At 65.6% G+C, this 14,496-nt stretch carries 13 protein-coding genes; 8 read left to right on the top strand and 5 right to left on the bottom strand.

Annotation, left to right across the window (positions count from 1 at the left end; genetic code table 11):
• Position 1 precedes the first annotated feature (1 nt).
• Both VHL31_RS27105 and VHL31_RS25125 read left to right on the top strand, forming a co-directional pair.
• Entirely contained in the window at positions 2-172 is a 171-nt protein-coding gene (locus tag VHL31_RS27105; RefSeq protein ID WP_414653824.1) for a choice-of-anchor P family protein, read from the top strand.
• A gap of 76 nt (positions 173-248) precedes the next feature.
• Entirely contained in the window at positions 249-695 is a 447-nt protein-coding gene (locus VHL31_RS25125) for a hypothetical protein (RefSeq protein WP_329663998.1), read from the top strand.
• Here the strand turns inward: VHL31_RS25125 and VHL31_RS25120 are convergent.
• From VHL31_RS25120 to VHL31_RS25100, 5 genes are all read right to left on the bottom strand, one after another.
• Complete coding sequence (locus VHL31_RS25120) at positions 622-861, bottom strand: sulfurtransferase TusA family protein (RefSeq protein ID WP_329663997.1); 240 nt, start codon at positions 859-861, stop codon at positions 622-624. The genes VHL31_RS25125 and VHL31_RS25120 overlap by 74 nt on opposite strands.
• 78 nt (positions 862-939) lie before the next feature.
• Positions 940-1,347, bottom strand: coding sequence for a GFA family protein (locus VHL31_RS25115; RefSeq protein WP_329663996.1), 408 nt, complete (start codon positions 1,345-1,347; stop codon positions 940-942).
• Between the two features lie 172 nt (positions 1,348-1,519).
• The gene (locus VHL31_RS25110) at positions 1,520-2,395 is read right to left on the bottom strand and encodes an oxygenase MpaB family protein (RefSeq protein ID WP_329663995.1); all 876 of its coding nucleotides are present in this window, start codon (positions 2,393-2,395) and stop codon (positions 1,520-1,522) included.
• Between the two features lie 72 nt (positions 2,396-2,467).
• Positions 2,468-5,953 carry a PAS domain S-box protein gene (locus VHL31_RS25105; protein WP_329663994.1) on the bottom strand — a complete coding sequence of 1,162 codons (3,486 nt, stop codon included), beginning with the start codon at positions 5,951-5,953 and terminating at the stop codon, positions 2,468-2,470.
• 65 nt (positions 5,954-6,018) lie between these two features.
• Entirely contained in the window at positions 6,019-6,744 is a 726-nt protein-coding gene (locus VHL31_RS25100) for a response regulator (RefSeq protein WP_329663993.1), read from the bottom strand.
• A gap of 370 nt (positions 6,745-7,114) precedes the next feature.
• Between VHL31_RS25100 and VHL31_RS25095 the strand changes: the two genes are divergently transcribed.
• From VHL31_RS25095 to VHL31_RS25070, 6 genes are all read left to right on the top strand, one after another.
• Positions 7,115-9,571: a PAS domain S-box protein gene (locus VHL31_RS25095; protein WP_329663992.1), complete on the top strand. Its 2,457-nt coding sequence runs from the start codon at positions 7,115-7,117 to the stop codon at positions 9,569-9,571.
• Between the two features lie 3 nt (positions 9,572-9,574).
• Complete coding sequence (locus tag VHL31_RS25090; RefSeq protein ID WP_329663991.1) at positions 9,575-10,312, top strand: ATP-binding protein; 738 nt, start codon at positions 9,575-9,577, stop codon at positions 10,310-10,312.
• Between the two features lie 151 nt (positions 10,313-10,463).
• The gene (locus tag VHL31_RS25085; RefSeq protein ID WP_329663990.1) at positions 10,464-11,642 is read left to right on the top strand and encodes an ABC transporter substrate-binding protein; all 1,179 of its coding nucleotides are present in this window, start codon (positions 10,464-10,466) and stop codon (positions 11,640-11,642) included.
• Between the two features lie 47 nt (positions 11,643-11,689).
• Complete coding sequence (locus VHL31_RS25080; RefSeq protein ID WP_329663989.1) at positions 11,690-12,781, top strand: ABC transporter ATP-binding protein; 1,092 nt, start codon at positions 11,690-11,692, stop codon at positions 12,779-12,781.
• Between the two features lie 5 nt (positions 12,782-12,786).
• Positions 12,787-13,677: an ABC transporter permease gene (locus VHL31_RS25075; protein WP_329663988.1), complete on the top strand. Its 891-nt coding sequence runs from the start codon at positions 12,787-12,789 to the stop codon at positions 13,675-13,677.
• The gene (locus VHL31_RS25070; protein ID WP_329663987.1) at positions 13,677-14,492 is read left to right on the top strand and encodes a hypothetical protein; all 816 of its coding nucleotides are present in this window, start codon (positions 13,677-13,679) and stop codon (positions 14,490-14,492) included. Before VHL31_RS25075 ends, VHL31_RS25070 begins: the two co-directional genes overlap by 1 nt.
• Positions 14,493-14,496 lie beyond the last annotated feature (4 nt).

Here is a 14,496-nt window from a genome sequence, read left to right as displayed (position 1 = left end):
CTTGCCGGGCCTGGGCTACGTGATCCTCAACGAGCAGATCATCCCCACCACCACCAGCGGCTATCCGCAGGTCAACGGCATCCACATCAAGGTCAGCACGCTCGGCAGCCTGAAGCTGCCGGTCAACTCCGAGATCATCGTCGCGCACGCGCATGCCTACGTGAAGAAGTAGGCGTAGTTCCTCTATCGATCGTCGGCGGGCTGGTCCAAGAAGGACCGGCCCGTCGCATCGTTGAGGATCCGCCGTCATGCCGCAGGCTTGGCCAAGCTGGCCAGACAACGAACAGCGCGCAGAGCGCATCGCCATCGATCCGGCCCGGCTGGAGCGGATCCTGGTCCAGGCTGCGGTCGAGCGGCATGCAGTCAGCTACCGCCAGGTGCTGGACATGTTCGGCCACAGGCTGGGCTCCGGCACCGTCGGCAATCTCTGCCGGATCCTGGGTGCCATCGACCGCGCTCGGCAGGAGGCTGGACTTCCCGAGCTTGCCTGCCTGGTCGTTCGCGAGGCTGACCGGCAGCCGGGCGCGGGCTATTTCTCGGCTGATGACCCGCAGGACCCGGATGCCCGTACGGCCCTGGTCGCAAAGCGGCAGGCTGCCGCCTTTGCGTGGGCGGCAGGTCTCAACCCTTCTTCCGCAGGACGATCAAGAACACGTCCTTCTCCCGGTCGCTCCGTTCCAGGGCATGGCCGCTGATCTCGACGAACTCTTCGAAGTCGCCTGGGGCAGCCGGATCGGTGGCGAGGATGCAGACGGTGGCGCCAGGGTCCATCACCATCAGGGCTTGGCGTGCCTTCACCAGGGGCATTGGGCACGCAAGGCCGCGGGCATCTACCAGCACGTCGTAGCGTCGATCGGACAATGGCGGCTCCATGCGGGATCGCCTCGGCGCACTACCCTGGATCGCGCAGGCAGGGAAGCCACGGCCTGTTCACGAAGCTCAAGTCGCAGAGGCTTGCTCGTGACGGGGCAGGTCGTCGCTCGTCTCGAACCAGGGCAACCGGCTGGACACCCAGGCATGATAGGTCGGCGCGGCGCGGGCAGGATCGTCCAGAGACGCGATCGTAAGGTCAATCTGATCCGGCTCGTCGTCCGCCTGGAAGGCCAAGGGCGAGCCGCATGCCGCGCAAAAGAAGCGCCGCGCCGACGCGCTGGACTGGTAGGAGGCGGGTGGCCTGCCGGTCCATTGCAGCCCGGACGTGGAGAGGGTCATCCATGCCACCACCGGCGTGCCCCCGGCACGCTGGCACATGCGACAATGGCAGTAGAGCAGTTCCCGCAGTTCCCCGGTGAAACGGTAACGTACCGCTCCGCAAAGGCATCCACCTTCCCAAGTCCCGGACGTCATCTCGGCCCTCGCCATCGCCTGCATGTTCAATGGTGGGACGCGCGCCGGGTTCCAGCTACTCGTCGGACACTGCTGGAACGGCGCTCTGACCAGCATGACACCGGCCTAAGATCTCCCTCCGGCACGATCCTCGTCGCCTCGCTTCATGGCATTCGCGCCTTCGGCGATGCCTTCAGCTGAATGCCCAGCGCAGCGTCCGGGCAATGCCCAGCGTGCCGGCGCGCACCAATGGACGGCTGGTGGGCGGCGCATAGAGCCTGTGCATCCGGATTGCCCAATCCGGCAGCAGGTCGGTCGCGGCATCCATCGTCAGAGTCATGAACCGGCCTGTAAGCGTTGTATGCGCTGGCCGCGTCAGGATCAGGCGCGACACGGCGCGGGTCCGCGAATCGCAGCGCAGTTGCGGCCGCATCGCCTCGATGAGCGCCTGCGCTTCGGAACGGCTCCGTGGTACGGGATGCGCGCCCAGTGCCTCGCCCACCTGCGCCATCTCGTCGAAATAGCGATCCTGGTCGGCGTCCGACATGTCGGGCTCGCTGTAGCGGATCCAGGCGTCGAGGAAGCTGATCGTCTCCGTCACGTGCACCCATGCCAGCAGTGCCGGATCGTTCGCCGCATACGCGGTGCCGTCGGGCAGGACACCCTGGACCCTGTCGTGAATGCCCCGGATGCGCGCGATCACCGCCATGGCCTCACTGCGCTCGCCGTAGGTGGTCAGCGCGATGAACCTGGCCGTCCGCCGCAGTCGGCCATGCATATCGGCCCGGAAGTTGGAGTGATCCCACACCCCCGCCAGCACGGCCGGGTGGAGCATCTGCAGCAGCAGGCTGGCAATGCCCCCGACCATCATGGAGGTGATGTCGCCATGAACCCGCCATGCCACCGAGTGCGGACCGAACAGGCTGTCCGGATGCCGTCCGACGGGCTGTTCCTGCCGCGACCTGTCGTTGAACAGAGCGACGACCCTTGCGGCGATCGCCTTCTTGATCGGCTGCGCGACGGCCTCCGGCAGGAGCGGAAGCGGTGTCGTTGCGGAAGCAGTGGTCATGGAGAACAAATAGGATCGATTGGGACGGGGGCAACTCCTGCACCCCTGTTCGTTCGCGCGACCAGCGACGTCTCAAGCGGTTTCGGCGGACAGCTCCCGGGCTACCGCGGAGCGCACATCCGCGGGCCGCAACGGCTTCTCGATGAGGGGCGACGGCAGCTCGCCGTTCGGGTGCTTGCCGGCCGACAGCGTATCGCCGGTCATGAACAGGAAGGGCGGCGGGTCGGGAAGCTGGGCTGCCAGCGACTGCAGCCGCTGGCCGTCGATCTCCGGCAGGCGCAGGTCGGTCAGCACCAGATCGACCCGCTGCCGCTTGAGGACCTCCAGGGCTTCGCGGCCGTTCGGCGCTACCAGGATCCGGTGACCGTCCAGGGCCAGCGCCTCGCTCAGAAGTTCGACGATCTCGGGCTCGTCATCGACGATCAGCACGACCGCCTGCGTAGCGTCCGGCCAGCCTTCGCTCGCCGGTGGGGCCTCGGCTGCCGCTTGCGCGCCAGCGGGCAAACGGATGACGAACCGAGCACCGCCGCCCGCCACATTCTCCACTGCAATCGTTCCGCCATGGCTGGTGATGATCGCATGGCACAGCGCCAGGCCAAGGCCCGTTCCCACCCCTATCGGCTTGGTCGTGAAGAACGGCTCGAAGATGCGGCTGCGGTTGGCTTCCGGCACGCCCGGACCATTGTCCTCGATCGTCAGCACGACCGCGGCAGCTTCCGCCTGCGCCGTGATGACGAGCCGCTTCGGGCCTTCCTGGTCACGCAGCGCCTGCTGGGCGTTGACCAGAATGTTGGTCAGCACCTGGTGCATCTGGTCCTCGTCGACCAGCACCGCCGGAAGATCGGGCGCGACCTCCTGGACCACCTCGACGCCATCGGCCTTGAAGCCATAGGCAGCCAAGCCGATGGCACCCTCGACCAGGCCCTCCACCGCGACGAGCTTGCGGTCGCGACTCTTCTGGCGGGCAATGGCCAGGAAAGTCCTAACGATGCGGGCACAGCGGTCTGCGTTGCGCTGGATGCGCTCCGCGCGCCGCTTGACCACGCCGTCCGTCGCCTCCTCGAGCAGCATCTCCGCCTGCCCGATCACGACCGACAGCGGGTTGTTCAGTTCATGGGCGACACCGGCCAGCAGCGAGCCCATCGCGGTGAGCTTTTCGGACTGGTAGAGGGCGTCCCGCTGCCGCTCCATCTCCTCCTCTAGGCGCTTCTGGTCGGTGAGATCGACGAAGCTGGACAGGACCACGTCGCGCCCGCCCAGCGTCGTCACCCGGCAACGCATCAGCGCCGGGAAGGTCGTCCCGTCGCTGCGGCGCAAGGTCACCTCGATGGCCTCGATCCCCCTCTCGGCCCGCAGGCGCGCATAGATGCGGGCACGCTCCTCGGGATCCGCGTAGAAGCGGCGGATGTCGCCCGTCCGCATGTCAGCGAGCGAGATGCCGAGGGCTCCCAGGAACGAGGCGCTGGCGAAAAGCGGCTGGCCCGTATCCATGCGCATCACGGCCAGCGGCATCGGGTGGGCCTCGACCAGTTCGCGAAAGCCTCGCTCGCTGCGGCGCAGTTCAGCCTCGGCGCGTCGCTCGGCGGTCACGTCTCGGCCCACCGACTGAAAGCCGACCAGGTTGCCGGTCTCGTCGAAGATCACCCGGTCCGTCCACTGCTCGTGGGCGGTGCTCCCGTCGGGCTTGGCGATGACGACCTCGGTGCTGACCGTCGGTTGGTCAGTCGTCAGGCTGGCGAGCCGGGCCCGATAGGCGTCGCGGTCGGCTGGAGCGATCAGATCCAGCATCCGGCGCGCCACGATCGCTTCGCGCGCCTCGCCCCGCTTGCGGGCGAACGCGGCGTTGACGAAGGTGATGGTCAGATTCGGGTCGAGGCGGATGATGTACTCGCTCTGGTCCTCGACGATCGAGCGAAAGAACGCCTCACTCGCGGCCATGCGCTCCTGCGCCATCTTCTGGGCGGTGATGTCGACGTCGAAGCCGGCGATCTCCATTGTCCGGCCGGCATGATCCTTGATCGGAAAGCGCAGGACCAGCGACCACGCATAGTCGGATACGTCCGGCAGGAACTCCTCCTTCGAGGACGTCTCGCCGGACTGGATCACTTCCTGGTCGTACTGCGCGATGAACTCGGCCTCGTGCGGGCCGAACACCTCGGCGGCCGTCCTGCCCAGCACGTTCGCCAGCGGCATCCCGAACACCCGCTCCATCTCCGGGTTGGCCATGAGGTAGCGGCCTTCCAGCGACTTCACGTACATGCCCACCGGCGCGTTCAGCATGAAGGCGGCCAGCCGCGCCTGGCTCTCGGCCAGCGCCGCCCGGGTTTCCACCTCGCGGGTGACGTCGCGCTTGATCGCGAGCGAGTGCGTAAGCCTGCCCGTGTCATCGAACAGCGGCGAGATGGTCGCTTCCTGGTGGATCAGCCGGCCCTCGCGGTGGCGGCTGACGATCCGGCCGTTCCAGGTCCGTCCCGCTTCCACCGTCCGCTCGATATCCTCATAGAAGGCACGGTCGTGCGCATCGGAGCGCAGCAGCGAAGCTGGCGTGCAGCCCAACGCTTCCTCGCTGGTCCAGCCGGTGAGACGGCTGAACGCGGGATTGACGTAGATCAGACGGTAGTCCTGGTCGCAGATCTCCACCGAATCCCCTGCCTGCTCGACGGCGGTGGCCAAAAGGCGCAGGCGCTGTTCGCGCCGCTGGTCCTCGGTGACGTCGGTCGTGAGGATCACGCGGCCGCCATCGGCCATGCGTCCTTCCTTGATCAGCACCCAATGGTCGTCGGCGTAGCGGACCAGAACCTCGCCCGACGCGGCCTCGTGCATGGCGAGGCGCCGGCTGACGAAGTCGCCGCCCATGTCCGCGTGATACACGGGCCCGGTGGCTTCCACCTCCTCCACCATCTCCCGGAATGTGCGGCCCAACTTCAGGGCGCTGCGGGCGTGCTCTGGAAGGAGGGCTACATGCCGATCATTGAAGAAGGTCAGGCGATCTTCGACATTGAAGATGGCCAGCCCTTCCTGCAGGGCCTGGGCAGCCGCGAGGAAGCGGCTCTCGGCTTCCTCCGCCCTTGCCAGCGCCGCCTCGAGAGCGGCAGTCCGCTCCGCCACCTTCCGTTCGAGCGTCTCGTTTGCCTCGCGGAGAACGCTCTCGATCTGCTTGTGCGGGGTCTCGTCGATCACGCAGCCCACCATCAACAGGTGGCCGGTCGACGGATCGACATAGGTTTCCGCAGCCTCGACCACATGGACGTAGCGGCCGCTCCTGATCCGCCCGCGATAGCTGATGCGGTAGGAGCCCTTCGATTCCATGACGCTCTGGATCAGCGCCACGTAGCGATCGACGTCGTCAGGATGGATGTGGGAGACGATCTGAGGATCCGTGCCCATCTCGCGCAGATAATCTTCGACGGTCCCCTCGTAGATCTGAGCGAGCTGTTCGGAGCACCACAGGCATTGTTGTGCCGTCAGGTCCCAGGTGAACGCACCTACGCCGGCCGTCGATGTCACCTGCCGATAGATCGCCTCCCGCTCGGCAAGGCTGGGTTCGCGATAGAGCATGCTGCTTTCCGGGTTGGAACGCGCCCATTGTGGCATCTTGGCGGGACCAGCCAAGCTTCCGCCGGTCAATCCGGCGATGCCTTCAGCTCGAAGACATAGCCGACGCCGCGCACGGTCTTGATGTGGGCTGGGCGGGCCGGGTCCACTTCGATCTTGCGGCGCAGCCGGGTGACGCGGATGTCGATGCTCCGGTCCAGCGGCTCCTCGTCCTTGTTGTGAGCAAGGTCGAGGATCTGGTCCCGGGAAAGGACCCGGCCCGGCCTGGTCGCGAACAGGCTGAGCAGGTCGAACTCCATCGCGGTGAGCGGGATATCGGTTCCGTCCAGCCGCCGCAGCCGTCGGGCCACCATGTCGATGACGAAGTCGCCGAAGCGGATCCGCTCCTTGCTCTTCGTGTCCGGGGCCGCCGGCTCCGAGGCCGCGGCGCGCCGGCGCAGCACGCTACGTACCCTTGCCAGCAACTCGCGCAGGTCGAAGGGCTTGGCCACGTAATCGTCGGCGCCTAGCTCCAGGCCGAGCACGCGGTCGGCAGGCTCCGCGATGGCCGTCACCATGATGATTCCGGCATCGCAGGTTTCGCGGACATGGCGTGCCAGGCTCAGCCCATCCTCGCCGGGCATGCGGAGGTCGAGCAGCGCCACGTCGACCTTGCTCTTGCCCAGCAGCTCACGCAGCTGGGCCGCGTTCTCCAGGGCGGTGACACGCAGGCCGCGACTCACGAGATAGTCGGTCACCGTCTCCCGGACATCGACCTCGTCGTCCACCACTACGATATGAGCGTCGTCATCCATGTTGTCGTCCGAGCAGACGAACCACCTGCCGTTGAGCTGTAGGAGCACTCGGCCCTGTATGCCACTACCGTGGTAGGATTTTTCTACAGCAACACGGTATCGGCCGTACATCGCAGCTTGAAGCTTCCTGAAGGCGCGCTGCGCTGGTCCGTGCCCGTTCCCGGCTGCTATCCGCCCCACCGCTTCACGACGATCCAGCCTCGTTGCCTCGCCGCCGTCACGGTCATGGCCCTGCTGAAGTAATGAAATGACGGAACAGCCCTCCGTTTCTCGACACGGACCGGCAATCGCGTGATGTGGAAGTCTTGACCTTCCTTTTCCCGGATGTCCTCAGTCGAGCACTTTTCGCCAGTGCCTGGAGACGACGCCGATGGCGGCGCAGCGAGGAGCGCATCTGGAGCGGCGATATCTCGTTCTGATGGCCCTGATCGGCATCCCGCTGCTGGCCCTGGTGGTGGCGGTGGGGCTGACGCAGTTCCATGCGCAGCGCACGGCGATCCTGGCCGAGCTGGCGCAGGCCCAGGACGAGCAGCGGATGGAGCTGGACATCCGGATCAAGTCGGCGAACGACCATGTCACGACGCTGCGCCAGATGGCAGAAACCAGACTTACCGGTGCCGTGACGCTCCAGCCGTCTCCACTTCGCGCTTATCTTGCGCCGGGAACACTGCAAACAACTGACGGGAAGCTGAGCGCGTTCGTGATGAACCCGGCCGAGGGAATGGCGGGGGCCGGCGCCATCGGCAACATCATCGTGACGAACGAAGCCATGGCCAGCGCCCCGCCCGGCGAGCTCGACATGACGATGGACCTGTTCGAGCCGATGCGGCTGGAGCACCTCGTCACGCCCTATCTGCGTTGGAGCTACTATTTCGCTGCCTCCGGCAATTTCATCTCGATCTTTCCGTTCGAGCCAGCGGATACGGTCATGGCGTCCGTGCGCAGCCGCGACCTGCGAAGTGCCATCCAGGAATGGCTCAGCTATGACGTGTTCGTGCTCGGCACGCCGGTCCGCAACGCCGCGCGGCAAGCCTACTGGACCACGGCCTACGAAGATGCAGCAGGGGCGGGCTGGATGGTCAGCCATGCGGCGCCCGTCTATGCTGGAGACCGTTTCAGCGGCGTCGTCGGCACGGACATCCTGCTGCATTTCCTGACCGAGACGCTGGAGCAGCTGCCGCTCCCGGCCGGGCGGGCCTACGTCGTCGACGAGTACGGGAACGTCCTGGCTGCGACACGTTCTGAGAACCCTGCGGACATGGGTGTGCGGCCACTAGCGGAGCAGGTGCCCAAAGAACTGGGCGTGCCTGCGAGCGATCTTCTGCGCTCCGGCATCGGCTTTCGCAGCTTCGGCGGCTTCGAGGCAAGAACCGAACGGCTGCGCAATGCTCCCTGGAAGATTCTTGTCCTCGTCCCCGGAGAGGAACTCACCGCACTGCTGTTGCCCCGTTTTGTACCCTACGCCGCGGTCATCGGCGCGGTGGTGCTGGCCTTTGCGATCATCCATCTGCTGCTGCGACAACAGTTCATCCGGCCGGCCATCGGTTTGGTCGACCATATCGAGAAGACCGCTTTCGGAGAGGCTTCCGATGCATCGCGCCTGCCAATGATGTGGCGGCCTTGGGCGGAGGAGGTGACACGTTCGTTCGACCGCGAACGCCGCTATCGGCAGCGCCTGGAGCGTTCGGAAGTGCAGTTCCTGGCTGCGGCGAACAGCATGCCGGACGGGCTGCTGATCACCGACGCGGAGGACAGGATCCGATTCTTCAACAAGCGCTATCCCGAGCACTTGGCGGACCCTTTGCGCAGCGTGCTGGCCCTGGGCAAACGGTTCGACGACTGGATCAAGGAAGGGGTCGCACGCGGGCCGGTCTATCATCCGGACATGGGACAGGACTTCGCCCAGCGCCGGCTGGCGCTGCGATCCTCGGACCAGAGCGATCATGAGTACCACCTGGCTGATGGGCGCTGGATGCGGCTGCGGGAGCACCGCATGGCTGACGGGGGCCGTGTGCTCGTGACGACCGACATCAGCGCACGCAAGCGCGCGGAACTGGCACTGCAGGAGAGCGAAGCTCGCCTCCGGGCAATCGTCGAGGATCAGACCGAGGCGATTGCCCGGTTCGATGCCGATTTCAGGATGGTGTTCTGCAACGAGGCGAGCGCCCGCATCTTCGGGGTCACGCCGGACGAGTTGATCGGCACAGATCTGTTTGCGAGTGTACCGGAAGAGGACCGTGAGAAGCTGCGCTCGGACCTGCTCGGGCTGACGCCGGACCTGCCTATCGTGAACGGCGAGGGATACAAGATCCTGCCGGACGGCAGCATGCGCTGGTACTTCTGGACCAATCGCGCCCTGTTCGACCGCGCTGGCAAGCTGCTCGGCTACCAGACCGTCGGCAGCGATATCACCGAGCGCCGAAGGACCGAGGAGGAGCTGGCGCGCCAGCGGAATGCGCTGCATCAGGCCGAGAAGCTGGGCGCGCTGGGATCGCTCCTTGCCGGCGTGGCCCATGAGCTGAACAACCCGCTCTCGATCGTCGTCGGTCACGCCGAGATGATCCGCGAGTTGGCGCTGGACGAGCGCACGCGTGTACGGGCCGAGAAGATCCATGTCGCCGCCGAACGCTGTGCCAGGATCGTGCGGACCTTCCTCTCAATGGCACGCAGCGAGCCCCGCAAGCCGGGGGCCGTGCAGCTGAACGACATCGTCGCCGCAGCCTTGGGCATCGTCGCCTATGCGCTCCGTACCGCCGAGGTAATGGTCGACGAGCATCTCGAGCCCGACCTTCCTGCGATTTGGGGCGACGCAGATCAGCTCCACTAGGTCGTGACCAACCTACTGGTGAACGCGCAGCAGGCCATGCAGGACATGCCGCCTCCACGGATCATCAGGATCTCCACGCGGCAGGCGCACGGTCGCATCGAGCTGGAAGTGGCCGACACCGGCCCAGGCATTCCACCGGAGATCCGGGCGCGGGTCTTCGAACCGTTCTTCACGACCAAGCCGGTCGGGCTCGGAACAGGGATCGGCTTGTCGGTTTCGCGCGGCATCATCCTAGCCCACCAGGGCAGCATGGAGATCCTGGATCGCCCGGGACCGGGCGCATCCATCCTGATCTCGCTGCCGCCGGCACCTGTGGACATGAAGGAGGGTCTGCCCGGAGAGCTTCCGGCAGTATCCCGAGGCAGTGTCCGGATTCTCGTGGTCGATGACGAGGAGGACATCCTGGAGATGCTGGTCGAGACGCTGGAGCGGGACGGGCATGAGGCGGTCGCGGTGACGAGCGGGCGGCAGGCATTGGAGCGGCTGAGGACCGAAAGCTTCGACCTGATCCTCAGCGACCTCCGCATGCCCGACCTGGATGGCGCCGCCCTCTTGCGCGAACTGGAGGAGCACCGGCCGGAACTCGTCCAGCGGTTGATCCTGATGACCGGCGACGTGCTGGGTGCCCGCCTGAGCGGCCCGGCCGCCGGCGGGGACGTGCCGATCCTGGAGAAGCCGGTGCAGCGTGATGTCCTGCGACGCGAGATGGCAGCGCGCCATGCCCGTTCCACGGACGCGTGAATAACCGGATAGCTGTGATTTACCCAATTGTGCAGCGCGAAGAACCACGTCAATCCTAGATGCACTTTCGACGATGCTTTGGATGTGAAGACGCCGGACGATCGCCCTCAAGCCGATCGCGCGAGCCCAACTGCATAATGGGGGAACGCTGATGTCGAACGTCGAGCCTGGGACTCTCCTCGGAAGGAAGCTGTCGCGCCGGTCGGCGCTGGCGGCCGGCGCTGCGGCTGGTGCCGTCATCGCGGCCCCCTATGTGCGCCGGGCGCATGCTGCGGGCGGCAACCTGCGCATGCTCATCTGGCAGGACTACAATATCGCGGAGACGGTGCAGGAGTTCGAAGCCAAGTTCGGCGCCACCGTGTCGCCCGCCTTCTTCGACGGCAATTCTGAGGCCTTTAACAAGATGAAGGCCGGCGGCACCGGCGATTTCGACCTGGTGATGGCGGATGGTTTCTGGCCGCGCTTGTACCTGCGCGATGGCCTGATTCAGCCGCTCGACGAGGCGAAGCTCCCCAACCTCGCCAACCTGTTCGCCGACTTCAAGCCTGGCGCTTACGACCTCCTGCTCGACAAGCCAGGCGGCCAACTCATCGGTGCGCACAATTGCTGGGGCAGCTACGGCATCACCATGAATACCGCGCACATCCCCGAGGAGGAGCGGGATTCGCTCCAGGTGATGTTCGACGAGAAATATGCGGGCCACCTCGCGACCGGCGCCCGCTTCGAAGAGAACATCGCGATGGCCGGCATCATGGCCTGCACGCAGATGGGTACGAAGGACAAGCCGCGCCCCGACGGGCAGCCGTTCAACCCGTACAAGCTGACCGACGAGGAGCTGGAGGCGGCCAAGCAGCTGCTGATCAAGCAGAAGGCCCTGCTGGTCACCCGTTACCAGGACTACGATTCGCTGCAGAAGCTGATGCGGCCGGGCCTGGTCTGGGCGTCGCCGGAGTTTTCCGAGATCTACCGCCGCCTTACCCGCGCGCGCCGTGCTGGCGAGATCGACTTCGACGTCGTGCACACGCTGCAGCCCAAGGAAGGCGGCCTCGGCTGGATCGACAGCTGGCAGATCAGCTCGGGCGTTACGGATCCTGCGCATGTCGACCTCTGCCATGCCTGGATCAACCACTACATCTCCAAGGAGAGCATGTTCCGGGTGGGCTCGAAGGGCGTGGCTCCTTGCTACGACGTCCGGGACATGATGCCGCCCGAGGAAGTGGCGCTGCTCATGCTCGATCGGACCGTGGAACTGCGCGGGCTGCACATGTTCGACCAGCCATCCTCGCCGGAGAAGTGGGAGCGTGTCTGGTCCGAGGTCGAAGCGGCCTGAGCCGGCCTAGCCGCATCCACGCTCGTTTCCTGATCGACGGGTAGGTCATGGCCGATTTTGTGCTCGAACTCGAAGGGGTGACGAAGCGGTTCGGCAGCGTCACCGCTGCCGACAATCTGTCGCTCAAGGTCGCGCAGGGCGAGTTCTTCGCGCTGCTGGGGCCGAGCGGCTCCGGGAAGACCACGTTGCTCCGGATCATCGCCGGCCTGGAACTGCCTGATTCGGGACGTGTGCTGATCAACGGCCAGGACGTGACGACCCTGCCGCCCTATGCGCGCCGGGTCGGCATGGTCTTCCAGAACTTCCTGCTGTTCCCGCACAAGACCGTCGGCGAGAATGTCGTGTTTCCCCTGCGCATGCAGGGCGTGCCGAAGGACCGGCAGCGCGAGCGGCTCGACTGGGCGTTGAAGCTCCTGCGGCTGGAAGGCCTGGCCGAGCGCTACCCCAACCAGTTGTCCGGCGGCCAGCAGCAGCGTGTGGCCCTGGCGCGCGGCCTGATCTCGGAACCTGCCCTGCTCCTGCTGGACGAGCCCCTCGCCAACCTCGACCGTGAACTCCGCAAGGAAATGGAGGTGGAGGTCCGTCGCTATCAGGTCGAGCTGACCACCCCGTTCATCTACGTCACCCACAACCAGGAAGAAGCGCTCACGATGAGCGACCGGATCGCCGTGATGTCTCACGGCCGGTTCGAGCAGGTGGCGCCCAAGCTGGAGGTCTACACTCACCCACAGAGCCCGTTCGTCGCGGCATTCGTCGGTCACTCGAACCGCATGCGGGGCAGGCTCATCAGGGTCGACGGCGAGATGGCCTGGCTGGACTGGAACGGCGTCGAGATCATCGTTCCGCGACCTGCCAGCGCGTCGGCCGGGAGCGCTGTCGACTATTTCGTGAAGTGCGAGAACCTGTCGCTCGCCGGACCGGACGATCCCGGTCCGGCTCTGCCCGGCAACCGGCTGCCCGGGACGCTGCAGGACGTGATCTTCAAGGGACCGACGGCCGACTACTTGGCGAAGCTCCAGAACGGCGCGGAGCTGACGATCACCGATGCCGTGTCGCTGCCGCGGATCGGCCGCGGAGATCCGGTGCATGTTGTCTGGTCGCCTGCAGCCGGTCAGTGCTTCCCCGTGACGGGAGGTTGACAACCTTGGCTTCCGACGTCCGCACCTCGCGCGGGCAACTCAGCCCACAGGCCCGCTTCCTCCTGATGGCGCTGCCCGGCGCGCTGTTCGTCGTGACCTTTCTGATCCTGCCGATGGTGTCGATCCTGGTCTTCTCGTTCTGGCGGACCGAGAGCTACAACCTGATCCCCGACTGGAACCTGCAGAACTACTTCACGATCTTCTCCACGCCGACCTACCTGACCTTTCTCCTGCGCTCGGTGCTGACCGCGGTGGCGGTCTCCCTGTTCGCGCTGATCTACTCCTGGCCCATCGCCTACTTCATGGCCAAGCATGGCGGGCGCTATCGCCTCCTGCTGAGCCTCGCGGTGGCCGCCCCCTTCTTCACCGGCGTGATCCTGCGCATCTCCGGCATCCAGGGCATCATGGGCCCGGTCGGCCTCATCAACATGGGCCTGATGAATTTCGGCATCCCGCCGGTCGAGATCCTGATGTACACGCAGACTGCATCGGGGATCGGCATCGCCTATCTGTTCATCCCGTTCATGGTCACCGCGATTTACCTGTCGCTCCTGAACTTCGACTTCGAGTTGCTCGAAGTTGCCAAGATCAACGGAGCACGGGCCTGGCGGGCGTTCATCGAGATCACCTTGCCGCTCAACTGGATCGGTACTGTGATCGGCTTGATCCTGGTCTTCGTGCCGGCTCTGGGCGATTCGATCACGTCCCGCTTCCTCGGCGGGCCGAATGCCGCCTCCTTCGGCCAAGTCCTGTCCATGCAGTTTGGCGAGAGCGGCACCTGGGCGCTTGGCTCCGCCATGGGCATCGTCCTGTTCGCGGCCTCCTCGCTCGTGATCTATCTGATGTGGCGCACCGTGAATCTGCGCCGCAGCGGCTTTACCGGCATGGAGGGCTAATGCGTGTGCGCGGTCTCGGCGACCTGGCGGCCAGGAGCGGCGGTGCCCTGCTGCTCGTGACGCTCTATGTCTTCCTCTATGCGCCCATCGCCTACGTCATCTACACGTCCTTCCAGAAGGACCTGAACTGGCCGTTCCCGCCCAGTTGGACGCTGACCCATTATGCGGACCTGGCGGCGGACCGGACCTACCAGGAAGGCTTGGTCAACAGCATCCTGCTGGGCCTTGGCAGTGCCGTGATCTGCACGCTGTTCGCGACGCTCGGCAGCATCGCCGTGCTGAAGTACCGCTCGCGCTGGCGGGCGCTGATGGTGATCATCTATCTCTGCCCGCTCTTCGTGGCGGACCTGCTGGTCGGCATCTCCAACCTGCTGTTCAACCGCCAGATCCTGAACCTGCCGGGCAACATGGGCTCGGCCATGATCGGCAACGCGGTCCACTGCACCTCGTTCGCCTTCCTGATCATGCTGGCGCAGCTCTCCCGCTACGACTGGCGGCTGGACGATGCCGCGATGGTGTTCGGCGCCAGGCCGCTGCGCTGCTTCTTCGAGATCACCCTGCCGCTGATCTGGCCCGCCATGTTTGGCGCCTTCGTGGTCAGCTTCATCCTCGCGTTCAACAATCTCGAGATCTCGTTCTACAACCTGGGCGCCATCCCGACCCTGCCGACCATCGCCTGGGGCTCGCTGCGCTTCGGCCTGGGCGGCGAGCTGTTCGCGCTGGCGGCCTTGGTGAACGGCGTGGTGCTGGCCGCCTTCACCGTCATGTACCTGCTGATGCGCTACCGGATCGTGAGCTTCGGTCACCGCGAATGATCCA

Origin of the sequence: Geminicoccus sp., assembly GCF_036263595.1 — a bacterium.
In the GTDB taxonomy this organism is placed as follows: domain Bacteria; phylum Pseudomonadota; class Alphaproteobacteria; order Geminicoccales; family Geminicoccaceae; genus Geminicoccus.
Note: the sequence above shows the minus strand (reverse complement) of the source record. Positions and strands in the feature narration are given on the sequence as shown.